This is a genomic window from Acetobacter sp. DsW_063 (genome assembly GCF_002153745.1).
Taxonomy (GTDB): domain Bacteria; phylum Pseudomonadota; class Alphaproteobacteria; order Acetobacterales; family Acetobacteraceae; genus Acetobacter.
Genome location: NZ_JOPL01000050.1, coordinates 1 through 23,797, shown reverse-complemented (window position 1 = coordinate 23,797; position 23,797 = coordinate 1). Strand labels below are relative to the sequence as shown.

Here is a 23,797-nt window from a genome sequence, read left to right as displayed (position 1 = left end):
TTCCTTTTTCTGGCAGTGGCCAATGGCTGCGGACGCAAAAGTCGGCGTCCGATTCAAGACACCCCGCCGACGGGCGTGCAGGGCAGAAAAGCAAGGCAGAACCTCAGGGAGCGGCGGTCTGCAACGCGAGCGCGTGCAGCGTGCCGCCCATGTGGCCTTCGAGCGAATTGTAAACGAGCTTATGCTGCTTTACGCGCGAAAGCCCGCGAAATGCTTCGCTGATAACGGTGCAGGCGTAGTGGTCGCCATCACCCGCCAGGTCTTCGATCCTCACGACGGCGTCGGGGATCGCCTTGCGGATATAGGCTTCAATCTCGGACGCCTGCATGGCCATCGGGGTAGTCTCCGTGTACGTTCTGCGGGCCGCCAGGAAGGGGACGACGGCCCGAGCCGTCACGCTTCCATCAGACCGGGGAAAAATGCCTCGTTCGCGGAACGCAGGCGCGCAATGGATATTGTAGCGCCATTGGGCAAAGTCAAACCGTCTCCGCCGATTGTCGCGATCACACGCGCGGAAACGCTCTGCGCTTTCGCCTGCGCGATCAGTGCGTCGGCGTCGCCTTCAATGGCGACCAGATAGCGGGCCTGATCTTCGCCGAACCAGAACGCCTCCGGACGTATGCCCGATTCCGCCGATTGCAGGACGCATCCGACCCCACCCGCCATCACCATTTCGGCGACCGCAACCAGAAGTCCGCCGTCCGAAAGATCGTGGCACGCGGTAACCTCGCCCGCAGCGATACGCTCACGCACGAAGTCGCCGTTACGCTTCTCACGCTCAAGATCGACAACTGGCGCATCGCCTGTTTCACGACCAAGCACCTCGCGCAGCCAGAGCGACTGCCCGAGATGACCGCCTGTTTCCCCAACCAACACGAGAACGCCAGACTTTGGCAGCGCCAGCCCGACCGTCTTTCGCACATCCGAGAGAACGCCAAGCGCGCCGATGGCGGGTGTCGGCAGGATCGCCTGCGTCGAGCCGTCGGGATTGCGGGTCTCATTGTAGAGAGACACGTTGCCGCTAACGACCGGGAAATCGAGAACCCGGCAGGCTTCGCCCATGCCTTCGATCGCGGCGACGAACTGCGCCATGATTTCAGGTTTTTCCGGGTTGCCGAAGTTGAGATTGTCCGTCACCGCCAGAGGCTTCGCGCCCGTCGCGGTGATGTTGCGCCATGCCTCGGCGACCGCCTGAGCCCCACCCGAGCGAGGATTGGCGCGGCAGTAGCGCGGCGTGCAGTCGGTAGTCAGAGCGAGGCCGATCTCGCTGTCCTCGATCTTGATGACTGCGGCGTCCGCTCCGCCGGGACGGCGAACGGTCTGCCCGCCGACCGCGCTGTCATACTGGTTCCAGATCCACGCACGCGACGACAGATCGGGACAGCCGATTAGACGTAGCAGCGACTGCTCCAGACCAATCGGATCATGAATCGGACCGAGCTCTTCCGGCGCAGCCAGCGGCGCAACCGGACGATCGTAGATCGGCGCCTGATCAGCCAGCGGATCCAGCGGAATATCCGCCTCCACCGCGCCGCGATGCCGGACGACGATGCGCCCCGTATCGGTCAGATGACCGACAATGGCGAAATCCAGCTCCCACTTCTCGAACACGGCGCGGGCCAGTTCGGTCCGCTCCGGCTTGAGCACCATGAGCATGCGCTCCTGGCTCTCGGAGAGCATCATTTCGTACGCCGTCATGCCCGGCTCGCGCTGGGGAACAGCGTCCAGATCGAGATCGATGCCGACCCCGCCCTTCCCGGCCATCTCGACCGAGGACGACGTCAGGCCTGCGGCGCCCATGTCCTGAATCGCCACGATTGCATCGGTGGCCATCAACTCAAGACAGGCTTCGATCAGCAGCTTCTCGACGAACGGATCGCCGACCTGCACGGTCGGGCGCTTCGCAAGCGCGTTCTCGTCGAATTCGGCGGAGGACATGGTCGCGCCGTGGATACCGTCGCGGCCCGTCTTCGACCCGACATAAACGACCGGATTGCCAACGCCGGCTGCAGCGGACAGGAAGATTCGGTCCTGACGAGCAACGCCGACGGTCATCGCATTGACCAGCGGATTGCCGTCATAAGCGGGATGGAAATTCACCTCCCCGCCAACAGTCGGCACGCCGACGCAGTTGCCGTAACCGCCAATGCCACGTACGACGCCATCGACGATCTGCCGCGTGCGCGGGTTCTCGGGCGAACCGAAGCGCAGGGCGTTCAGGTTGGCGACAGGGCGCGCGCCCATGGTGAACACGTCGCGCAGGATGCCGCCAACGCCCGTCGCAGCGCCCTGATAAGGCTCAATGAAGGACGGGTGATTGTGGCTCTCCATCTTGAAGATGGCGGCCAGTCCCTCGCCGATATCGACCACGCCCGCGTTTTCGCCCGGCCCGTGGATCACCCACGGCGCCGTCGTCGGCAGCGTGCGCAGCCACTTGCGGGACGATTTGTAGGAGCAGTGCTCCGACCACATCACCGAGAACACGCCGAGTTCCGTCAGGGACGGCGTGCGGCCCATGATCGTCAGGACGCGACCGTATTCTTCGTCGGACAGCCCGAATTCGCGCGCAAGAGCCGCGTCCACTGTCTTCTGTGCGGCAGTCACCGGACCAGAGCCTCCACCAAGCCATCGAATAACGGTTTGCCGTCGACACCGCCCATCAGCGGATCGACCAGATCTTCGGGGTGCGGCATCATGCCGCAAATGCGGTTATTGGCGCTGATCACGCCCGCGATGGCGTTAACGCTGCCATTCAGATTGGACGCGCGATCGCTGGCGTCAACGACGCCACCCGCCGAGGCGTAACGGAACGCCACGCGCCCCTCGCCTTCCAGTTCCGCAAGCGTTTCAGTGTCGCACGCGTAGTTGCCGTCGCCATGCGCCAGCGGCGCACGGAACACGTCACCCTTTTTCCAGTGACGAGTGAACGGCGTTTCACTGGTTTCCACGCGCAGATAGCAATCCTGCGACAGAAAACGCATGCCGCCGTTACGCAGCAGAGCGCCAGGCAGAAGACCGGCTTCCGTCAAAATCTGAAAGCCGTTGCAGACGCCAAGGATATGACCGCCACGCTCGGCGAACGCCTTCACTTCCCGCATGATCGGGGAATGCGCGGCCATCGCGCCGCAACGCAGATAATCGCCATAGCTGAAGCCGCCTGGCAACACGATCAGATCGAGGTCAGGCAACGCCGTGTCACGATGCCACAACATTTCCGGCTTGCGCCCGGTCACGCCGTGGAGCGCGATCGCCATGTCGCGCTCCCGGTTAGTGCCCGGGAAGACGACGATCCCTGTTTTCATTTCGCGCCGCCACAGGGATAGGAATCATGCAGCGCCATGAACACGCCCTCGCCCACCGGCTTGGAAAGCGAGTCCTGGTGCCCCTTCAGCCAGGCGACGACCTTGCCGCGCATGGCGACGCCAGTCTCGGCCTGAGGAATGCAGAAGCCCGCCGGCGCGTTGGCGTCGCCTTCGTTGCGGTCATTGACCTTGGCGAGCGCGCCCGCGTCAGCCATGCCGGTGATGTACGCGTCGCAGATCTGCCCACCAGCGGGCTTCGAACAGATGCGTCCGAAATTGCCAGCCGTCATGGGGGAGACACGTTGCGCGTCGGCGGCCGACGCCAGCAGGGAAGTCGCTGCTACGGCGCAGAAAGCCGTTGCAAGAGTCCGGACACGGTTCATTGCACGATCTCCGTTCTGAAATCTTCGATGACCTGATTGGCCAGAAGCCCCTTCGCCATCTCAATGGCGCGCTCCTGCGCACGCGCGGCGTCGGCCTCGTCGAGATCCAGCTCGATCACCTTGCCCACGCGAACCTCACGAACTTCGGGAAAGTCGAGAACATGCAGTGCGTGTCCAATGGCCTTGCCCTGCGGATCCAGCACGCCTTCCTTCAGCGAAACCGTCACCCGTACTTTCATATCACCCTCTTTTCCGAACTTTTCCCGACGTCAGACCAAGCCCCAACCTTTTGGCCCGGCCTTATTGCATGGCCTCCGGGCCTTTAAGGTCGCCATTGCCAGCCTCGGGCAGAATGCCCAGACGACGTGCGACCTCCTGATACGCCTCCTCGACGCGCCCCATGTCGCGCCGGAAACGATCCTTGTCGAGCTTCTCACTCGTCTTGGCGTCCCACAGGCGGCAGTTATCGGGCGAGATCTCATCGGCCAGAACGATGCGCATCTCCTCGCCTTCCCACAAGCGGCCGAACTCCAGCTTGAAATCCACCAGCGTGATGCCCACTCCGGCGAAAAGACCGCACAGGAAATCGTTCACGCGCAGCGCGATGGCGACTATGTCGTCCATATCGTGCGTCGACGCCCAGCCAAACGCCGTGATGTGCTCTTCGGCCACGATCGGGTCGTTGAGGGAGTCGTTCTTGTAATAATACTCGACGATCGAGCGCGGGAGCCGAGTGCCTTCAGGGATTCCGAGGCGCTTGGCGATGCTTCCGGCCGCCACATTACGGATCACGACCTCAAGCGGAATGATCTCAACCTCGCGAATCAACTGCTCGCGCATGTTGATGCGGCGGATGAAGTGCGTCGGGATGCCGATCTCCTGCAGGCGCAGCATCACATGCTCGCTGATGCGGTTGTTCAGCACGCCCTTGCCGGTGATGATCCCTTTTTTGGCGCCGTTGCCTGCCGTCGCGTCATCCTTGAAATACTGCACGAGTGTGCCGGGCTCCGGTCCCTCGAACAGGATCTTGGCTTTTCCCTCGTAAAGCTGGCGGCGGCGGGCCATCGTCATCCTTGCTGGCTGCGCACGGGCCTGCTTCAAGGCGCAGAATCCGTGCTGTTGTCGCCCCTGCTTGGGGGCCCCGTTGGCGCTGCCTCTTAGCAGCCTTCCGCGTCGGATGATACAGCCCATGCACGGCGCAGCGGGAGAAAGCTTACCACGCGCCCTCCCCCATAACCGCCGTTCAGGCCGCCGGGCCGGGTTCCCCGAACACGAGACGGAAACGCGCATCCACCGCCTTCAGGTGCGCGCGGCTGTCCATCGCCGCGTCGAGCACTTCCGGCGCCACCTTGCCCACGATGTCTGGGTCGTCGCCCAGATTTTCACGGAAACTGCGGCCTTCCGGCTTACCGAGCTTTGTCCAGGTCGCCATCGCGCAGCGTTGGACGATCTTGTATGCGTCCTCGCGAAGCACGCCAGCGCGGGCGAGCGCAAGAAGCACTTCGCCCGAGTGCACGACGCCCCCGAGGCTCTCCAAATTCGCCGCCATCTGCTCCGGGTAGACGACCAGCTTGTCCATCATCCCCGCGAGACGCGCGAGCGCGAAATCGAGTCCGATCGTGCCGTCCGGGCAGATATTGCGCTCGACGGCGGAGTGGCTGATGTCGCGCTCATGCCACAGGGCGACGTTCTCCAGTGCAGGAACGACATGCGAGCGGATGAGGCGCGCCAAACCCGTCAGGTTTTCCGACAGCACCGGGTTGCGCTTGTGCGGCATCGCCGACGAGCCCTTCTGACCCGGATGGAAGAACTCCTCGGCCTCCCGCACTTCCGAACGCTGGAGGTGGCGCACTTCGGTCGCCAGACGCTCTATGCCGCTGGCGATGACGGCGAGCGCGCAGAAATAGGCGGCATGGCGGTCGCGCGGGATGACCTGCGTGGAAACCGGCTCGATCTTCAGACCAAGCTTGGCGGCGACGAACTCTTCGATCTTCGGGTCGAGATGGGCGAACGTGCCCACCGCGCCGGAAATGGCGCAGGTCGCGATTTCCGCGCGCGCCGTCAGCAGGCGCTCCCGATTCCGGACGAACTCCGCATAATGCCCCGCCATCTTCAGACCGAACGAGGTGGGCTCGGCGTGAATGGCGTGGCTGCGGCCGATGGTCAGCGTGTATTTATGCGCGAACGCCTGTTTCTTCAGCGCAACGAGAACCGAGTCCAGACCTTCTAGCAGGATGTCCGTCGCCTGCGTCAACTGCACCGCGAGACAGGTGTCCAGCACGTCGGAAGATGTCATGCCCAGGTGCACGAAGCGGCTGTCCGGCCCGATCTTCTCGGCGAGCCACGTCAAAAACGCGATGACGTCGTGGCGGGTCTCCGCCTCGATCGCGTCGATCCGGTCCAGGTCGGCACTGGAGAAGGCAGCCATCGCCGCGTCTCCACGCTCGCGGATCGTGCGGGCGGATTCCTTCGGAATCTCGCCCAGCTCCGCCATCGCCTCGCAAGCCAGCGCCTCGATCTCGAACCAGATCCGATAGCGGTTCTCGGGGGCCCATATGGCCGACATCGCGGGTCTCGAATAACGCGGCACCATGAAACGGGTCTCCCTTAAACCTCAGACTGATCGCGGCCCGGGCCGGGGCCGCAGCGTGCTCCTAAAGCATTTTTTCGCATGACGGAATTGAAGAGCGGTTCAGGCGCGCTGTTTCCATAGCGTCCCGAGACCACATGGACGGAAAATTAATGATTTTCATCCATCAATCTGCTCTACCATTGAATTAAAGCGACGCCCTCTGGACTTCAAAATGCCGTATCAGCAGAACCAAGCAAGTTGGTCCGCCTTCAAGGCGGCGGAAGAGGCGCTCGCCCGACAACCGACCCAACTGGTCGAACACGCAAGACGGAAGCGTGGGCAGGAACGAACACTTTTCCGAGGATTGGCGATAGGCCTGCTTATCTGTGCCCCGTTCTGGGCCTTGCTGGCGTGGCTGGTTCTCTGACGCGCGTTCGCCAGTCGCTCAGAAGTACCTCTCATACACGGTCACCACATCTCCGGGCGCCAGAAGGCTCGCAGGTTTGACGCTGCCAGTGACCGGTCGGCCGCCCTGCATGCCTTCCGTTCGCACTGCGCCCGCCATATCGGTGACCGCCCGGTAAGTGTACCCTCCTGCGAGTGCGACAGCCGACTGCATGGTCATGCCAGGGCTGTAGGGATACTGCCCCGGTTTCGCCACCTCTCCGAGAACGAAGATCGGTCGGTACTGCGCAATTTCCACGGACACGCTGGGATGATTGAGGACGCCGCGCTGCCCCAGCACGCCGGACAGATCGGCGGCAAGCTGGTCTGGCGTCTTTCCTGCCGCTTTCACCGGTCCGACCAACGGAAACCCGATCGTCCCGGCGTCGCTGACCGTGAACGAATTGCTTAATTGCGGATCGTTATATGTCAGGATGCGTAGCGTATCTCCCGCCCCCAGAAGGTACGACGCGGGCGGCGGCGGCAGTGGCTGGAGATTGCCCGGCGCCGAGCAGGCGGCGGCGCCCAGCGCGCTGAGCAAAATCAGCGCCCTTGCGGCAAGGCGACCATCGCATCTGCGGCGGCTGGAGCCGACCGGCGTTACACGCTTCGACGTCGGGAAAGCGAAAGTGATGGTCATGCGACGAACGATGCCCTTCTCAACCAGGTGACGAGTGACGCGCCGCGCCGTCCGCTCTCCGCTCCGCACCGTCATCGCGCGAAACTCAGGGACAGAATGACCGCGTTCGCGGCGTATGTGGAGCGGCTGACGCCATAGCTGGTCGTCTGCGCCACTCCGTAATGGGAATAGCTGTTCATGTGGCTGTAGTTCAGCGACGCCGTGAAGTCGCGATTGATCTTCCAGTTGACGCCGACGCCGAAGGTGAATTGGGTCTGGCGTCGATCCGGCCCGTCGGCGTCGCTGGAACGCGACACGGTTTTCGCGGCGCTTGCAAACCCGCGCAGGTAAAGATCATGGTGAAGTTCGCGGTCGAACTGCAACCTGATGCTGGATGCCGTCTGGTTGCGCGAGAACGGGGACGTCGGATCGAAAATGCCCCGCCACCCCGTCAGGGTGATGGTGTTGCGGCGCCCAGGCGTCCAGATGACGTCAACCTCGGCGGTCGGCGTCACGATCGCTCTTGTCGAAGCGTTGGTGAAGTGACGCGTCTCTCCCCCGACGAGCGCGCGATATTGCAGAACTGCGTCGGAACGCAGATCGACGCCGACGAACCCGCCGCCATCTATGTAATTCGACGACGTTCCGCTCCCTTTAACGAACTGCGCTTCCGACGCCCGCAGGATCGCCACCACCGCGTCACCCTGGGATATGGCGAACCGCGACTGAAGCATTTGCGATTCCGTCTGGTGACTGATGGAGTGGAAATCTCGCGAATCATAAGCGACCGGGCCGATGGCGCTCCCAAACGAATAATCATCCCATGCAGCTCCGGGAATCAGAGAAAATCGCCCCCATGTTTTGGAATATCCGATACGAAGATCGTCCACGGCGTAGGGCACCGGATAGGCGACGCCGAAGTTGCCCAGATCGGTCGCTGAAAGATGTTGCGCGCTGTGAGAGTATCCTAGAGACACCCGGTCGCGGCCGATATCCAGCGCCCCGCCAGCGCCGACGTTCCAGTTGGTGTAGCCCGCCTGCGACAGAGACGGATACGCCTTGTTGGCGACGCCGACCGATACGCCCGCCGCGTTGCGCCGCCAGTCGGAATTCACCCGAAGACTCGCGGAAGTATCGAGTTGCGCACTGCCTGTGCCCGGCGTCGCGAGCACATTCGCGTTGTAGCCGACGGACTGACTGACCTTCGGCCGAACGATGAAATCGTGAACGGGGATACCTGGCTGGGAGTTCTCGATCATCTGTCGCATCACCACCGATCCTGTTGTGTCTGGGCCGTATCCGGGCAGATCGGACGGAAAGTAGCGGTCGATTAACTGCGCTTTCGCTTCGGACGACGCCCCGACAGTCACGACGATCCCGCCGAACGCCGCAAGAACGCGCATACTGGTCCACGCTCCCATTCCCAACTTTAGGACCGCCCTTGCGCACTCGCGCCGCGAAGGGACGCATGCCCTGACGGTCTCAGAATGTCCTGATATACGTTGGCGTAACGCTGTGCGACGCTTCGCCAGTCGTATGGTTCAGCCCCCTGCATCGCCAAACGTCGCACAACCGAAGCAGCACCCTCGTCTTCCACATGCGCCGCCTCGATCCGTATGGCCGCCTCGTCCAGATCGGCCGGATCGACCAATACGCCCACACCGGTCTGGGCGACGAGACGGCGAAACGGCGGAATCGGGCTGAGAAGCGGCGTCAGGCCCGCAGACATCGCCTCCACTGCGGCCAGACCAAAGCCTTCATGTTCGGAAAGACTGGCAAAATAACTGGCTTCCCCGATCGTCTCCCGCAGCGTCACGTCGTCGGGATCAATCACAAATCGCACGGACGAGGCGACCTGCGCATCCTGCGCCATGCGACGTAAATCTTCCGTGGAGACATCCGCCGGGCGTCCGGCGACGACCAGAGACCAATCCGGATTCTTTCTCTTCAACGCGACAAGAAGAGGAAATAGAAGATCAGGTCGTTTATGGCTGGCGAAGCGACCGAAAGAGACGATGGTTCGACGCGGAGACGGGGATGAGGCGTCGAAAAACTTCTGTTGATTGACGCCGTTCTCGATCGTCATCAATCGCGTCCCCGCGATACGGCGGAAAATGTCGGCGTCGTTTTCGCTGCACGCGATCACCGCATCGTAAGCACGCACGCTCATGCGCGTGAGCGTGTAAAACCAGAGTTTTTTCAACCGGGAAAAAGCGCCGGTATGAAAGAAGCCGCCATGCGTCGAAACGACCATTGGCTTGCGATGCAACCAGCTCGTCGCTGCGAAATAATCGAAAAAGAAATCAATTGCGTGCACATGAATCAGATCGGCGTCGCCAAGCGCCTGCAAAGCCGACGGCGCAAGCGGATAGCGCGTAGAACCGCGCCACGGAACGCGGCGCACGGGCACGCCGTCCACTTCATCCTCGTCTGCGAGAACGCCCGGCCTGTTAAAAACACGGTTGAGCGTCACGACCCGCGTATCGAGTCCCAGTTCGCGACGTTGTAGGGCCGCAAGCTGACGAACGGAATCCTCAAGACCGCCGACCGACGGACTGAACTGTCTGACGACATGAACAATTTTCACGAATTACCCTAGATTCTATCTGAAATGCTGAAGCAGGCCGACAGAGGCGCGCGGCGCCTGCCCGTCAGGAGACACTCCGGCGGCGCGCCCTTCAGCGGCGTTCAAAACCAGCCCGCTTACGCGCACACCGTAATGACGCAGTCGCTCGATGCACAGGGCGGCGTCGCGGCGGGATGTGTCGTTCCAGCGGCAGACGAACAACGCCTGATCAGCGATGGACGCCAGCACGAGGCCGTCCGGGTTCACCATGAGCGACGGCGCGTCGATCACGATCATGCGGTAGCGTGACGACAGCCCCCGCAGCACGGCGCGAAGCTTGTCGACGCCCGACGGGTCGAACGCGCTGAGATCCCCGCCCCACAGCACGTCGACGCCGGTTGTGGCGTCGCGCTCTATCGCTTCGTCAGCCGTCGCGCGCCCGGAAGCGACGTCCCATAGCCCATGACCAACGGTACTCCGGCCAGCCGCGTCTCCGATCACCAGCACATCCTGTCCACCAGCCTGCACCGTCGCCGCGAGCCAGGACACCAGCGTACTTTTGCCGTCTCCTGACGTTGGCGACGTCACAGCGACGATCCTGTCGTCGGCGTCGCCGCTTGCGCGCATGAGGGACAGTTGGGTCAACAGGCCGCGCGCCGCATCGCCGATCGGCGAATAACTCTGGCCGACCGAAAGCTTGCCGCTGGCCCTCGCAAGGCCACGCGTCTTCGGCAACACAGCCAGAAGGCGCAGCCCCCCGAAGCGACGTAATTCTTCGATATCCGTGAAGCCGGACGACAGCATGGCGCGTAGCGCAACTGCGGTGCTCGCCGAAATAAGGCCCAGAACGATGACGCCAAGTTCGAGCTTTTTACGATTGGGGAATGTCGGCGCGGCCGGGACCGCCGCGTGCGAAACAAACGCGACCGGCGGCCGCAGCAAAGCCGCGCGGTCGGCGAATTCCTTGGCGCGATCGAGGAAGGCTTCGTAAACGCTCTTTGCGCTGTCAGCGTCCTGACGCAGCGTGCGATATTCCGCCTGCGCCGCCCCCTGCCCGGTGTAGCTGCCACGCAGCGCGTCGAGCGAGCGGGTAAGCTGCGCGACCTCCGCACGGGACGCCACCAGTTCCGCGTTGACCGATCCCAGAGCCTGCCGTGTTTCCGCGGCGAGACTGGCCTTCGCAGCGGCGACCTGCCCCGTCAATCCGACTACGTCCGGGTGGTTAGGCCCGAACGATCCGATCTTCTGCGCTCTTGCGGCTTCCGCCTGCATCAGGGCGTTAGCCGAAGCCACGAGCAGCGGTTGATCGCCAAGGGCGATGATGGAACGCGGGTCGCCGTTCGCTTTCACCTCGTTCAGCACTTCCATGCGCGCCTGAGCGGCGGCGTATCGAGCCTGCGCCTGATTGAGGCTGGCCGCCATGGTCGCGATTTCATGCCCGACGAGAGGAGAGTCGCCGTCGAGATTGGTCAGACCATGCTGAGCGTTGAAGTCGCTCGCCGCCTTCTCCGCCTCCACCCAGCGCCGCCGCAGCGCCGAAGTCCGCTCGTCCAGCCACTCCGCGTCGCGCGCCAGATCCCCGCGCTGTTGCGTCAGCGACACCTGTTGATAGCTGCTGATAAACGCGTTGGCGATCGACGCCGCAGCATCCGCCGTATCGGCTTTGGCGCTCAGGGCGATGACGCGGGAATGCGGCTGCGGCTCCACCGTGATCGTCGCCAGAAGCCCGTCGATACGTGCGTCGTGTTCAAGTTGCCCCTGCTGTTCCGAAGGGGCAGGCGCGGGGCAGGCGAACTTCAGGCCGTGTGAACATAGCGCGGCGCGCAGGCCGCCCTTATGCCCGCCTTCTGACGCCGGAATCTGCTTGAGGACGAGTTCCGCGACGTCGCGCGACTGGATCAGCTCCGCCTGCGTCGCAAGTTCGTCATCCTCAAGCGTTTTGCCACCCTGGGCGGTCTGGCTGAACGGGTCGTCGACAGGCGCGGTCACGACCACCGTGGCGGTGGACACGAATGATCGCTTCAAGGAAAACACGACGCCTGTGCCGCCGAGAAACGCAACGGCGAAGACGCTGGCGAACAGTGCGCGATGACGCGACATGACTCCGACATAGCGCCACATGACCGCATATCCGTCCACCGGTTGACGATGATACGCCGCGCCATTGTCGAAGGGGTGGTCCAGTTCTCGTTCAAAGCCCATGGCGACGGTTCCTTTCCTGCGTGAGGTCGGTTCGAGTTTCGTCGTCAGAGATCACAAGGCCTCCGCAGCCCGGGCCGATCGGCGCCCGAACAGTTTCCAGCGCAACACATACAGGCCGAACACCGGCAACCCGAGCAGATAGCGACGCCACAAGCGTCTCGGTTCGCGCACGAGGCGCACCAGCCACTCCAGCCCCATATCAGCAACCCAGCGTGGGGGACGGGAGACCCGGCCAGCCGCGTGATCGACCAGAGCCCCGGCTGTAATAGCGACCGTGGGCGGCAATCGGCTCCAGTTATCACAAAGCCAACGTTCCTGACGCGGCATGCCCATATTCAACAACAGGACGGAAGGCCGAGCCTGCTGAATCTCCTGCAGCACTTTTTCCGAGTCCGGAGAGCCTGGCGTCGGGTCAAAGAAACCTCCATGCGCGCCCGCCGTCTTGCAGCCATACCGGGCGCTGTATATCTGCGCGGCAATCTCTGCCGCCTCCTCCGTTCCACCGAGCCAATACACTGACGCATCGCCGCCCAGACGTTCGAGGGCCGGCCCCACCCACTCAGGCGGCGTAGTGCGCGGCGGCTTGCGACCTGACAGAAACAGCGAGGCAAGCTGAACGCCCGCGCCGTCGCAAAATCTGATTTCTGCGTCGTGGAACATTCGCCGCAGCCACGGACGACGCTGTGCAAGGGTGACACAATGGGCGTTGGCGTTAATCACTCGCATGGCGCGACCGGCGCGCACGGCCTCCACTACGCGATCGACGATCTCCTCACGCGTGACCATATGAAGCCCCAACCCCATGACTTCAATAACCGGCGGCGGCGTGAGGTCGGACGGAGGGGGCATGAACGCCGGGTCCGTGGTAGTGGCCAGATTAGAACGCATGGCGGCTGAAAATCTCCCGAACGATTGTAAGGAAGATAATCTTCACGTCGAAAAACAAGGACCAGCGCCGGATATAGTCGAGGTCGTATTTTACGCGCCGCTCAAGGTCACCGACCGTCACAAGCTCTCCGCGCGCGCCGTTTACCTGCGCCCACCCGGTTATTCCCGGCTTCACGTGATAGCGAAGCACATAGTCCGCAAGCGCATCATCCAGAAGATGGCCGCCCGCCCGCGTCTGCGGAGCATGCGGACGGGGGCCGACAAGAGACATGTCGCCCGCCAGCACGTTGAACAGTTGCGGCAGTTCGTCCAGACTGAGTTTACGCAACCACTTGCCGACGCGTGTGACCCGGGGGTCGTTCCGGCTGGTCTGCCGCGCGGCTCCAAAGTCAGACATTTCCGTCCGCATCGAGCGAAACTTGAACACCATGAAACGTTTTTCGTTGCACCCGCGCCGAGGCTGACGGAAGAATACCGGCCCAGGAGAGTCCAGCTTTACGATAGCGGCGATGGCGAGCAGCAGCGGGGACAGCAGTATCGTCGCCACAAGAGCGAATACGAAATCGAAAGCTGTTTTCTGAAAATTCTGCATGTCGGACAAAGGACGCCGTTGCAGGATGAACAGCGGATGCGGTCCCAGATATTCAACAGGCAAGGCCGAGTCCACGCCACTGACGAGGTTCGGCACGATATATATATCAGAAAGAACTTTACGAAGTTTGTAACTTACGTCACGCACGCCACCCTTCGCGGAACCGTTGTCGGGCATAGCGAGAATAATCGCATGCGCCCCCTCCACACGGCATTTTTCGACAAGATCGTCCAGATCTCCATCCAACCCGGCCGATCCCGGCACATTATTGAAAATTCCCATGAGCCCATAGGCGCCATTTGCGCCAGCGCCATCAGCCGAAATACGACCGGCCAGCGCAAACGCCATCGAACCGCCGCCGACAATGGCGATTTTCCTCTGAAGCTTAACCTTGACGAGTGACGTCGCCAGCGCCAGCGCGATCGCCGCACGGCCAATCAGCAGTGCTATCGCAGCGGCAGCGCCCCACAATACGGCAACGCGAAGCGCCTCCAGAATCGGGCGCTGCAACGCAACCAGCATCCCTGCGTTTACGACACAGGCCATCAGAAACCCGGGGGCCAGATATCGAAATTGCGTATTGAGTTTTTTTATTTTCGGGTAAGCGAGCAACGAGCGTTTTTTTGGGAGCAGCACGAACGCCAACGCCGCCACGAAATCCGCCGCCGTAGCGGGCATCAAACCGCCCGCAAGCGGGAGATCAAGAACAAAATGAGAGGCGAAGAACGAGGCCAGAAAAACCGCGGCCGCGTCGACAGAAAATACGATCGAAGCCAGAACTGTATGCAAATACGGATAAGGCTCCCGCAGAAGCTGTCGCCCCGGCGATACGATCGAAAGCGTCCTACGCGTATCGCCCACTGGAAAATCGATCTCGACGTCCGCAAAAACAAGCTGCTCTTTCATGGCGACGCTCCCTTACATGACGCCAACAGAAATCGCGTCAAAATTGCGCCTTCCGACAGGACATTTCGCCGATGACACAAAAAGTGCCTTCACATGCGCCATCTTTCGACCGGAGCAACTTGCGCTCCAACCGGGCTCAACGTCTTCCCGTTTTCAAACAGAGCGTGAAAGAGATCACATTTTACAACGAAGACAAAGCGAAAAGTGCGCAAATTTTAACGATATTTTAATAGAAATAAATATAAAAATATTTACGGTGTATATTTATGTTGCTAGAAAGTTATTTTTATATTTTTCCAATTTATTGGAAAATCATTTTGGCTGGCGAACACCGCGACGATCGATAAATCGCCAACAATCAAAATTTTGCCGCCAAAAAAACAAAAATCACAGCGAAAGCCTCCCCTCCACAGACGCGGCATCACCATCTCATCTTCAAACACACCACGTCGCCACAGCCATGAGCGATGAAAAAGGCGTGGAACATCGTCGTTATACGAACGCTCCACTGAGCATGAGCGACGTCGTATCCCTGCCCTTTTTGTGTCTTGCTTATGAGCCCGTGAATAATCGCGAAGAAGCTTCTCGGCGGCCAGTTGCTCACACTTCGCCTACCCGAGCGACTCAGCGCCAACGCCACTTATCCACGACGCTCAGCCCTACCGCTGCTCTATCGCTTTTTCAGGCAACGGCTAACTTGGTAGCCTATGACACAAAATATTCATACGGAAAGTTGGCGCCGCCGATTTTTTTTCAAAGCAACACAGAAGAAATTTAGTAAAATTTCGTTTCTAATTACCTACAATCCAGTTGCGGCGTCACGCATGGCTGCAGAAACGACGCCTTCGTCCCTCAGCCGGGCGCTACGTTCAACGCGGCGCCGATACCAGAACGTCCACGCTCCCAGCGCCCCCATCGTGCCGTAACCCAGAAAATGGTGCACAATGAGGTACGCCTGAATACTCAATACAAACGTAAGGACACAGGCCACGCTCGCGGAGAGCAGCAGCCCACATCCCCACACCAGCGTCATGATGGTCATCACGCGACGGAAGCCTGCATTGTGACGCAGCGCCTCGAACCTCTCCAGAGAATCGTCCGCCTGCCGCACCATCGTGGCGCGAGCCAGATAATAGATCAGAGGCCTTCCTACAGCGACCGACCCCAGAAAGAGCAACCCAATCAGCGCCGAAACCAGATTTTCCCGCAATTGAAGGAAACGCGGCCCCCCGCCGCCCATCATTGCGAGCAAAGACAACGCTATGCCCGCAAGAACGAGCATCGAAATCGCGTCTACAGTGCGCCGGATTGCGAATTCACCCAGTGACCAGAGGATGGGCGGAGCGGCGGACGCGAGCAGCGCCGTCACATCGCCGTAAACCGGGGCTACCCGGTTATAAATCAGGAGGGGCAGCGCAAAGTTTACAGCCAGATCGGCGACCACATGAAAGCCACGGCCCCGAAATCGCGCCACGAGTCGGCTGTCCGAACGTTTATCCCGCACTTCCGCGCCCATGCCTCACCCGCCCCTTTTCGCCGCATCGCTGAATCCCGGCCCCATTGTTACATGATGAGGGCAACGCACACGATACCTTTCGACGTCGAATCAAACTGCCGGGCGGAAACCCTCACGTCGTTCACACGCCGACGCACCTCTCCACCGCAAGGACCGACAGAGGCGTCCGATCGTACAGCTCACCAGATAAGACGTCTTTTGACGACGGAGCCGGAACGGTGAAACATTCGTCCCATGCCGACCGCCAGAACGAAGCCCGCAACCAGATCCTCCACGTCGAAGCCCGCCGATCCGGAGCCAAAAGGCGCCGCGTTCGCGCCGAGGGACATGACAAAGAAGGAAGTCACGGCTTTTCTCACCGACCTGTCCCGCGCATGGCCGGACGCTGAAACCGAACTCAAATTCTCATCGCCTTTTCAGCTTCTTGTCGCCACAGCGCTTGCTGCGCAGGCTACCGACGCCTCAGTCAACCGGGTCACGCCCGCGTTGTTCGCGAAAGCCCCCGGACCTGCGGAGATGGCGTTGTTAACCCCGGACGAGGTTGGCGAGTTTATCCGCACGATCGGCCTGTGGCGGAACAAGGCCCGCAATGTCGTCGCCCTCTCGCAGATGCTGGTAGAGCGTTACGACGGCGAAGTCCCGACCGACCGCGACGCTCTGGAGACCCTGCCCGGCGTTGGACGCAAGACTGCGGCGGTTGTGCTTAACGTCGCGTTTGGAGAACCGGCGGTGCCAGTGGACACGCATGCGTTTCGCCTCGCAAACCGCACGGGACTGGCGCGTGGCAAGAACGTTCTGGACGTCGAGCGGGCGCTGGAACGGCGCGTTCCACTCCCCATGCTGCGTGATTCCCACCACTGGCTGATCCTGCAGGGGCGTTATGTCTGCAAGGCGCGGCGCCCGGAATGCTGGCGATGCGTCGCCACGGCGCACTGCCTCTATCCCGACAAGGAACTGATTGCGCCGAAGCGCGCAAAAGCATGAACCGTTCGCCGTTATTCTGCGTACGGATATTGCGCGAACCAGCGCCGCCGCCAATGTTATAGAGCAACGAAGTCGAACGCCATGCGGCTGTCACTGGGCCTCTCTTGATCTGCATCAGCGCGGGTTTGTATTTCGCTGTCGCTGCGCTAGACGGAAGTTCGATCAAGGATGTCCGGGCAGAAGGCCCGAACGCGGCGTAGCATAGCTGAGGCAGGATTCGAGACGATGGACTACATAATCGGCCAGAACCGCCCGAACGCGACCGGGACGACGCAGGGCTCCGGAATGCTTCAGGAGGACGGGCTTCCCGTTTCCGGATCAGCCGCGCCGGCGGTCATGGACGGCACTGAAGCCAACTTCATGGAACTGGTGATCGACGCCAGTCGCTCGGTTCCTGTGCTGGTCGATTTCTGGGCCGACTGGTGCGGCCCCTGCAAACAGCTTACGCCGGTTATCGAAAAAGTCGTTAACGCGGCTGGCGGACGCGTGCGGCTGGTCAAGATTGACATCGAAGCCAACCGTTCGCTTGTCGCGCAGCTGAGTCAGCTCGGCCTGCCCCTGCAATCGATCCCGATGGTGGCTGCGTTCTGGAAGGGGCAGATTCTCGACCTCTTTCAGGGGGCCCTGCCGGAAAGCCAGGTGAAGAAGTTCATCGAGGGCGTGCTGAAAGCCGCTGGCGGCGCGACCTTGCCTGCGGCCGATTTGCTGGTTGAGGCGCGCACGGCCCTTGACGACGAACAGCCCGAACAGGCGGCCCAGCTCTATTCCGCAGTCCTTGAGATGGAGCCTGAAAATCCGACCGCATGGGGCGGGCTGATCCGTTCCATGCTTGCGTTGGGCGACGAAGAAGCCGCTGAGGCTGCATTGAACGACGTCCCCGCTGCGATCGCCTCCCACGCCGATATCGAAGGCGCGCGTGCCGCTCTGGAACTGAAGAAAGAGGGTCGGCGCGTAGCTGGAGAGGCGCAGGCGCTCCGCGCCCGCATTGAAGCGGACCCCAAGGATTTCGAGGCACGGGTCGGGCTCGCCAATGCGCTGAACGCCGCGGGTCAGAAGCAGGAAGCCGCCGACGAGCTGCTGGCGATACTGCGCGCCGACAGGGAGTGGAACGACGGGGCCGCAAAGCAGCTTCTGTTCAAATTTTTCGAGTCCTGGGGACACGACGACCCGGCGACGCTGCTCGCGCGGCGGCGTCTCTCCTCCCTGCTGTTTTCCTGAAGGGACCGGGTTTGGACGACTCGGTGTTCAGCGAAGAGATACCGCGCCTCATACCTCGCATCCCGGACATGACCCTTGCCGATCTCCCTGCGGAGATCGGCCTGTTTCCGCTGTTCGGGGCTCTGCTGCTGCCACGTGGCAAGCTGCCGCTTAACGTCTTCGAGCCTCGTTACGTGGCGCTGGTCGAGGACGCGCTGGCGGATCGTCGTCTGATCGGGATCATCCAGCCGTTTAATGATTTCGACGCCGATGAGGACGGACGCGCGCCGCTGCTTTTCGACGTTGGCTGCCTCGGTCGAATCACATCCTTCTCAGAACGCGCCGACGGGACCTACGCCGTCACACTGACCGGTGTGTCGCGCTTCCGGTTCCTTCGCGAAAGCGGAGTGCGTCGGGGGTACCGGCGGGCGCGTATCGATACGTCGGCCTACTCCGGCGACCTGAGCGACATGCCGTCGGCCCCGTTCGACAGGGAGCATCTTCTCTCTTCGCTGCGGACGTATTTTCAGGCGCGCGGCCTGAGCGTGAGTTGGGAGGCGATCGACCAGATGGGCGACGACGCCCTCCTGGTCACGCTGCCCATGATCTGCCCATTCCCTTCCGCCGAGAAACAGGCGCTGCTTGAAGCGGAGACGCTGACCGAGCGCGCTCAGGTGCTGCAATCCCTGCTCGATCTTTCCGGACCGTATCCGGGCGACGGAGCGCCGCGTAATATCTCCCCATCTTAGACGGCCGTCAGAGACGCCGCCGTCCAGCATCGCCACACGGAGTCACCCAATGTCTGCCCCGACGCCCTCATCCCCGGACGCAACCCCGCACGACGCAGCGCCGCTGGACCCGAGACTTCTGTCGATCCTGGTGTGTCCGGTTACGAAGGGACCGCTCACATACGACCGCGCCGCCGGCGAACTGATCAGCGCGCAGGCGCGTCTCGCCTATCCTGTGCGGGACGGTATCCCCATCATGCTGCCTGAAGAGGCGCGTGCGCTGGCCGACTGACAGTTCGCATTATGGCGTCGACCCAAGAGAGCGGCCCGTGCTGACGGGACGGCGCCCCCTTCTGCTCGCTATGGCGGGTCTGCTTGCGACCGGCTGCCGCCCCACCGCTCAGGATCCCGGCGCGGGCGAGGACATCGACGTGCCGCCGGAGCGTCCCGGCCGAAACTTTCCTGAGGCGGCTGAAGCCGAAGAACGGCGAGAGCGCGAAGCAGATTACAGCGATGCGTCGGCGCCCCGCACCCGTGGCGGTCGCTACGAACCCGCGCCTTACGCAGGAACGTCTCTACCCAAACCCGGCACGTCCAACGTGACGCCGGATACTGAGGTCACGTACGGACGTCCTGACACGGGGACTCACCACCCTCGCGGCGGTGGTGCTGCTGGCGGAGGAGACGAGTAACCCCCGCGCCGGTGATGGTGGTGGTGATAACGGCCGCCATAACATGCACTCAGGATGAGAAGCGGGAGCAAAAGAAGGGGCTTTCGGATCAATGAGCGCAATTACGGCCTCGGATTCTGATGGACGACGCTCTGCCGACAAACAGCAGAAGCTACGACGCGAAAGCGCCAAGCCCCGGTCGAACCCTATGTGGTCGTTCGCGACCGGGTTTTCCACCCCGGCTTATGAACCTTGCGGAATGAACCTGCGGCGTCGCGCCCTTCTCGGCGTCGGAGCGGCGGCTTTTGTCCCCCGATCCGGACATGCCGCATCCCGATGCGAAAGCGGGCGCGAGCGGGTGCGCACCGGCTTTGAAGTCGCGATGGCGCAGGGATTCGCGTCGCTACGCGGCATGCGACTGGGCATGATCGCCAATCAGACGAGTATCGGCCCCGACTTTCGGCACATCTCAGAGATTCTCCACGAACGATCCGACGTCGATCTGCGTGCGTTGTTCAGCCCCGAGCACGGGCTGCATGGCTCAGCCCCTCCCGGCGCGACAGAAAAAGGAGGTCAGGACAAGCGGACCGGCTTGCCTGTCATGCCGCTTTACGGACTGTCAGGCCCCGCGTTGGAGCAGGTTTTCGTCCAAGCGAACATCGAGGCGGTGATCTTCGACATACAGGACGTGGGCGCAAGATTTTACACCTATATCTGGACGCTGTTCGACGCGATGGCGGCGTGCGCGCGGCTTGACCTGCGGGTAATCGTGCTTGATCGACCGAACCCGCTGGGTGGAGAGGCCGTACGCGGTCCGGTCCTTTCGCCACAGTATGCGTCCTTCCTCGGCCGGGCGCCTGTCGCGCTGCAGCACGGCATGACAGTTTGCGAACTGGCGCGTTTCTTCAACGCAGAGATCCTGCCGCACACAAATTACCCAGGACGGTCGGTGCGTCTGGACGTCGTCAGCATGCAAGGCTGGCGGCGCTGGATGACGTTTGGCGAAACCGGGCTGGCGTGGGTGCCCCCGAGCCCGAACATGCCGGCCCCAATGACAGCGACTCTCTATCCCGGCGTATGCCTGCTGGAAGGGACGCCTCTGTCCCTTGGACGCGGCACCACAACGCCATTCGAACTCGCAGGCGCGCCGGATCTCGATTCATCGGCATTCGTCCGACAGCTTAACGATTTCTCGCTTCCCGGCGTCGGATTTCGGGAGACAAGTTTTACGCCCTCCTCTTCCGTTTTCATGGGCCGAGAGGTGCTAGGGGCGCAGATGCTGGTGACTGATCCCCAGCGTTTCAATCCGGTAGCCCTCGGCGTCGCGTTGCTGCTCGCGGCGAAGGCCGTCTGGCCCGGTTTTGCGTGGCGCGAGGAAGGACGCGCGATAGACAGGCTGGCGGGAACGGACACCCTGCGGCAATCAGTGAACGCCGGAACGCCGCCTGCCGCGACCCTGCGTCAATGGAACGCTGAAACGGCGACGTTCGCCCGCGTCCGCCGTCCTTATCTGCTGTATTGACGCAACCGATCATTACGCATGTGACTGGGGCGAGCGGCCAATCGCGCCACGCCATCTCTTGCTGCATCACGAATTCAGACCCGACTGCCCATTCTCGCCCCAGCCCTGTCAGCCTGTCGCCTCTAACACATTTCACGCCAAGCACACTGGAGCCGAACCGACGATGATCACCTCCGACCGCCTGCTTCTTCGGCCGCACACCCCTGAAGATCTCGAGGCCATACTGGCGGTAACGACTGACGCCGCCGTTAATCAATTCATCCGGGGCATGCCAACGACCCGTGAAGAGGCGTGGCGCAGACTTCTTCAACACACGGGGCACTGGAGTCTGTTTGGTTACGGAATGTTCGCTGTCGTCGAGCGCGCGACCGGAACTGTTATGGGAGAACTGGGGCTGGCGAATTTTCACCGCGGGCTCGGCGCGTCATTCGACGGCTCACCGGAGGCAGGATGGCTGCTCCGGGGGGCGTTCCACGGCAAAGGGTTTGCGTCTGAAGCAATGTCGGCCGTACTTCGCTGGTTCGATGAAACGCGCTCCGAGTTACGGACCGTCTGTATCATAGATCCCGACAACGCCAGTTCGATTCAGCTCGCCACCCGACTGGGGTTCAGTCCCTTTGGCGCCTCCGAATATCGCGGCGCCACCGTCACCATGTTCGAGCGTCAGCGACCTCAGCTCGGGCGTGAACCATCCCATTTATCAAACTGACGGACGCGAACTGATTGTCCCACGGCTCGGCGGCTCCATTGTCGACAATCGATCGACGGGGCCGCCAACTGTGGCCCGAACCCCCAGCCTGCTTCTCGCATTCGTCTGATCGGGCGCGCTCTGCCTCACCGAACCCACGTAGCTGATGAGACTGTCTTCGTTAAAGCGATGTCCGGAAATTTTTAATGATTAACACCCAGATAACGATCGGCCAGCACCCGCGGGCAGGCGATTACCGCACCTTGCGTTGCTGAGTTTTCGACGGAGCACGGGGCGGCGATCCTGCGCGACGAAGAATCACTTCACGGAACCGGGCGTCACGTTCCGCCCATCCCTCGTCCAAGGCGTTACGCCAGAGAATCACCAAAGCAATCAGCAATGGCGCAAAAATTGACAGGAACAGAAACGTCATCAGCGCGACAAACCCTTGCCACTCCATACGTTTCCCCTCCGACGCCTCAGAGGGCGGCTGTCCATACGACGACGAAATATAGTTCTTTAAAGATAGGACTGCATTACGAATCGGCAAGATGGGACGATGGCGATCAGCTACGCCGCCGCCCTGCCCCCTCTTTGCGAAGACGGAATAGACGGCAGTCAGATAGCTTTAGTGACCAGACTGTTTTCGAAACTCCGGTCTGGCGTGCCGGTTCGCAAACGCTGGCTTTCACGACCGCTATTTGAGGCCCTTCGCCCAATCCGCAGATGTAGCGTTGATGCGCGTACAAATGCTCCACCGCAACCAAGCGATGAAAAGAGTAACGGCCCGGGAAGACAGGGCCGTTACTCTTTATTGCATGAGCAATTTTCTGCGAAAGTCGCTGACCGCCAACTTTGCGAACAGACTCCCTGACTTCAGGGTCGTCCCACAGACTGGTACTGCAGGCCGGCGGCACGCATGGCGGCCGGATCGAAGATGTTGCGCAGGTCGACCACGACGTCGCCCTTCATGGCCTCCTTGATCGCCTTGGGCGCAACCGCGCGGAACACGTTCCATTCGGTCAGGACCACCAGAGCGTCCGCATTTGTCGCCGCGTCGATCGCATCCGAGCAATATGCGACGGATGGAGGAAGGCCGGGCTTGGCCGCATCCATTCCGACCGGATCGTAAGCGCGGATCTTTGCGCCCGCCTCGGCCAGACGATGCAGGATCGGCAGCGACGGCGCCTCACGCATATCATCCGTCTCCGGCTTGAAGGTCAGCCCCAGCACCGCGATGCTCTTGCCTTCCACGGAGCCGCCGCACGCCGCGATGATGCGGCCCGCCATGCCGATCTTGCGAGCGTCGTTGACCTGCACGGTCGTCTCGACCAGACGGCAGGGGCTTCCGGCTTCTTGCCCAATACGAGACAGGGCGAGCGTGTCCTTGGGGAAACACGAGCCGCCGTAACCCGGACCAGGATGCAGGAACTTGCGACCGATACGCCCGTCGAGCCCCATGCCCTTGGCCAGATCGTGAACGTCCGCACCAAGTTTTTCGCAGAGACTGGCCATCTCGTTAATGAACGAAATCTTCATCGCGAGGAACGAGTTCGACGCGTATTTGGTCAGTTCCGACGTCTCAAGCGACGTGAAGAGAAGCGGCGCCTCGATTAGCGACAACGGGCGATAAACCTTGCGCATGACCGCTTCCGCGCGGGCGACACGTTCCGGACGTGTGCGGTCGAGACCGATGATCACACGGTCAGGCCGCATAAAATCGCCGATCGCGTTGCCCTCGCGCAGGAACTCCGGGTTTGAGGCCACGTCGAAATCCGCATCGGGGCGGGCTGCGCGAATAATTTCGGCAATTCGACGGCTCGTTCCCGCAGGAACGGTGGATTTCGTGACCACCACCGCATAGCCCGTCAGGGCATTGGCGATCTGTTCCGCCGCAGCGTGAACATACTGCATGTCCGCCGCCCCGTCGCCGTTGCGCGGCGGCGTGCCGACGGCGATGAACACCGCTTCAGCCCCCGCCACAGCGACGGCGATGTCGTCGCCAAACGTCAGGCGT

General features: G+C 61.8%; 26 protein-coding genes. 9 read left to right on the top strand and 17 right to left on the bottom strand.

All coding sequences use genetic code 11. The annotated features are described in order from the left end of the window. Positions 1 to 103: 103 nt before the first annotated feature. From HK28_RS08615 to purB, 7 genes are all read right to left on the bottom strand, one after another. Positions 104 to 334, bottom strand: coding sequence for a BolA/IbaG family iron-sulfur metabolism protein (locus HK28_RS08615; protein WP_026397359.1), 231 nt, complete (start codon positions 332 to 334; stop codon positions 104 to 106). Between the two features lie 59 nt (positions 335 to 393). Further along, positions 394 to 2,604, bottom strand: coding sequence for a phosphoribosylformylglycinamidine synthase subunit PurL (purL, locus tag HK28_RS08610; protein ID WP_086644180.1), 2,211 nt, complete (start codon positions 2,602 to 2,604; stop codon positions 394 to 396). Continuing rightward, positions 2,601 to 3,302, bottom strand: a complete 702-nt coding sequence (gene purQ / locus HK28_RS08605; protein WP_086644179.1) for a phosphoribosylformylglycinamidine synthase subunit PurQ — start codon at positions 3,300 to 3,302, stop codon at positions 2,601 to 2,603. Before purQ ends, purL begins: the two co-directional genes overlap by 4 nt. Next, on the bottom strand, positions 3,299 to 3,685 hold the full coding sequence (locus tag HK28_RS08600; RefSeq protein WP_086644178.1) for a Rap1a/Tai family immunity protein: 387 nt from the start codon (positions 3,683 to 3,685) through the stop codon (positions 3,299 to 3,301). The genes purQ and HK28_RS08600 overlap by 4 nt, the downstream gene beginning before the upstream one ends. Further along, entirely contained in the window at positions 3,682 to 3,924 is a 243-nt protein-coding gene (purS, locus tag HK28_RS08595) for a phosphoribosylformylglycinamidine synthase subunit PurS (protein ID WP_026397355.1), read from the bottom strand. Before purS ends, HK28_RS08600 begins: the two co-directional genes overlap by 4 nt. Before the next feature lie 61 nt (positions 3,925 to 3,985). After that, complete coding sequence (gene purC / locus HK28_RS08590) at positions 3,986 to 4,750, bottom strand: phosphoribosylaminoimidazolesuccinocarboxamide synthase (protein ID WP_086644211.1); 765 nt, start codon at positions 4,748 to 4,750, stop codon at positions 3,986 to 3,988. Between the two features lie 178 nt (positions 4,751 to 4,928). After that, a complete protein-coding gene (gene purB, locus HK28_RS08585) occupies positions 4,929 to 6,278 on the bottom strand; it encodes an adenylosuccinate lyase (RefSeq protein ID WP_086644177.1) in 1,350 nt (449 codons plus the stop codon). 211 nt (positions 6,279 to 6,489) lie between these two features. Here purB and HK28_RS08580 point away from each other — a divergent pair, with 211 nt between their 5' ends. Beyond that, on the top strand, positions 6,490 to 6,684 hold the full coding sequence (locus HK28_RS08580; protein ID WP_086644176.1) for a hypothetical protein: 195 nt from the start codon (positions 6,490 to 6,492) through the stop codon (positions 6,682 to 6,684). An 18-nt stretch (positions 6,685 to 6,702) separates the two neighbouring features. Here HK28_RS08580 and HK28_RS08575 read toward each other — a convergent pair whose 3' ends face one another. The 6 genes from HK28_RS08575 to HK28_RS08550 form a co-directional block, all read right to left on the bottom strand. Beyond that, positions 6,703 to 7,341 (bottom strand): polysaccharide biosynthesis/export family protein, encoded by a 639-nt coding sequence (locus HK28_RS08575; RefSeq protein WP_086644210.1) that lies wholly within the window; start codon positions 7,339 to 7,341, stop codon positions 6,703 to 6,705. A gap of 71 nt (positions 7,342 to 7,412) precedes the next feature. Further along, entirely contained in the window at positions 7,413 to 8,723 is a 1,311-nt protein-coding gene (locus HK28_RS08570; protein WP_158093428.1) for an outer membrane beta-barrel protein, read from the bottom strand. 26 nt (positions 8,724 to 8,749) lie between these two features. Beyond that, entirely contained in the window at positions 8,750 to 9,907 is a 1,158-nt protein-coding gene (locus HK28_RS08565; protein ID WP_086644174.1) for a glycosyltransferase family 4 protein, read from the bottom strand. 15 nt (positions 9,908 to 9,922) lie between these two features. Next, entirely contained in the window at positions 9,923 to 12,088 is a 2,166-nt protein-coding gene (locus HK28_RS08560) for a polysaccharide biosynthesis tyrosine autokinase (RefSeq protein ID WP_086644173.1), read from the bottom strand. Between the two features lie 51 nt (positions 12,089 to 12,139). Then, positions 12,140 to 12,976, bottom strand: coding sequence for a WecB/TagA/CpsF family glycosyltransferase (locus HK28_RS08555; RefSeq protein ID WP_233140443.1), 837 nt, complete (start codon positions 12,974 to 12,976; stop codon positions 12,140 to 12,142). Further along, complete coding sequence (locus HK28_RS08550) at positions 12,966 to 14,474, bottom strand: exopolysaccharide biosynthesis polyprenyl glycosylphosphotransferase (protein ID WP_086644172.1); 1,509 nt, start codon at positions 14,472 to 14,474, stop codon at positions 12,966 to 12,968. Before HK28_RS08550 ends, HK28_RS08555 begins: the two co-directional genes overlap by 11 nt. Here HK28_RS08550 and HK28_RS13785 point away from each other — a divergent pair. Beyond that, on the top strand, positions 14,473 to 15,252 hold the full coding sequence (locus HK28_RS13785) for a hypothetical protein (protein WP_143217372.1): 780 nt from the start codon (positions 14,473 to 14,475) through the stop codon (positions 15,250 to 15,252). The two genes, HK28_RS08550 and HK28_RS13785, sit on opposite strands and share 2 nt — an antisense overlap. 21 nt (positions 15,253 to 15,273) lie before the next feature. Here HK28_RS13785 and HK28_RS08540 read toward each other — a convergent pair whose 3' ends face one another. Continuing rightward, entirely contained in the window at positions 15,274 to 15,948 is a 675-nt protein-coding gene (locus HK28_RS08540; protein ID WP_143217371.1) for a VC0807 family protein, read from the bottom strand. Positions 15,949 to 16,169: 221 nt separating this feature from the next. Continuing rightward, on the bottom strand, positions 16,170 to 16,337 hold the full coding sequence (locus tag HK28_RS14300) for a hypothetical protein (RefSeq protein WP_233140442.1): 168 nt from the start codon (positions 16,335 to 16,337) through the stop codon (positions 16,170 to 16,172). On the opposite strand from HK28_RS14300, the gene nth reads away from it, so the two are divergent. The 7 genes from nth to HK28_RS08505 all read left to right on the top strand — a co-directional run bounded on the left by nth (position 16,318) and on the right by HK28_RS08505 (position 21,801). Beyond that, on the top strand, positions 16,318 to 16,974 hold the full coding sequence (nth, locus tag HK28_RS08535; protein ID WP_035376251.1) for an endonuclease III: 657 nt from the start codon (positions 16,318 to 16,320) through the stop codon (positions 16,972 to 16,974). The two genes, HK28_RS14300 and nth, sit on opposite strands and share 20 nt — an antisense overlap. Before the next feature lie 285 nt (positions 16,975 to 17,259). Beyond that, positions 17,260 to 18,192 carry a tetratricopeptide repeat protein gene (locus HK28_RS08530; protein ID WP_369823632.1) on the top strand — a complete coding sequence of 311 codons (933 nt, stop codon included), beginning with the start codon at positions 17,260 to 17,262 and terminating at the stop codon, positions 18,190 to 18,192. 68 nt (positions 18,193 to 18,260) lie between these two features. Continuing rightward, positions 18,261 to 18,920 (top strand): LON peptidase substrate-binding domain-containing protein, encoded by a 660-nt coding sequence (locus tag HK28_RS08525; RefSeq protein WP_084440401.1) that lies wholly within the window; start codon positions 18,261 to 18,263, stop codon positions 18,918 to 18,920. A gap of 49 nt (positions 18,921 to 18,969) precedes the next feature. After that, a complete protein-coding gene (locus HK28_RS08520) occupies positions 18,970 to 19,191 on the top strand; it encodes a Trm112 family protein (protein ID WP_086644168.1) in 222 nt (73 codons plus the stop codon). A gap of 37 nt (positions 19,192 to 19,228) precedes the next feature. Continuing rightward, on the top strand, positions 19,229 to 19,591 hold the full coding sequence (locus HK28_RS08515; protein WP_233140441.1) for a hypothetical protein: 363 nt from the start codon (positions 19,229 to 19,231) through the stop codon (positions 19,589 to 19,591). 91 nt (positions 19,592 to 19,682) lie between these two features. Continuing rightward, positions 19,683 to 21,092 (top strand): exo-beta-N-acetylmuramidase NamZ domain-containing protein, encoded by a 1,410-nt coding sequence (locus HK28_RS08510; RefSeq protein ID WP_086644167.1) that lies wholly within the window; start codon positions 19,683 to 19,685, stop codon positions 21,090 to 21,092. 163 nt (positions 21,093 to 21,255) lie between these two features. Further along, entirely contained in the window at positions 21,256 to 21,801 is a 546-nt protein-coding gene (locus tag HK28_RS08505) for a GNAT family N-acetyltransferase (RefSeq protein ID WP_086644166.1), read from the top strand. Positions 21,802 to 22,033: 232 nt separating this feature from the next. Here the strand turns inward: HK28_RS08505 and HK28_RS08500 are convergent, their stop codons facing one another. Next, positions 22,034 to 22,213 (bottom strand): hypothetical protein, encoded by a 180-nt coding sequence (locus tag HK28_RS08500; RefSeq protein WP_143217370.1) that lies wholly within the window; start codon positions 22,211 to 22,213, stop codon positions 22,034 to 22,036. A 443-nt stretch (positions 22,214 to 22,656) separates the two neighbouring features. After that, positions 22,657 to 23,797: UDP-glucose/GDP-mannose dehydrogenase family protein (locus tag HK28_RS08495; RefSeq protein ID WP_143217369.1), on the bottom strand; the 1,141-nt coding region annotated here is incomplete at its 5' end.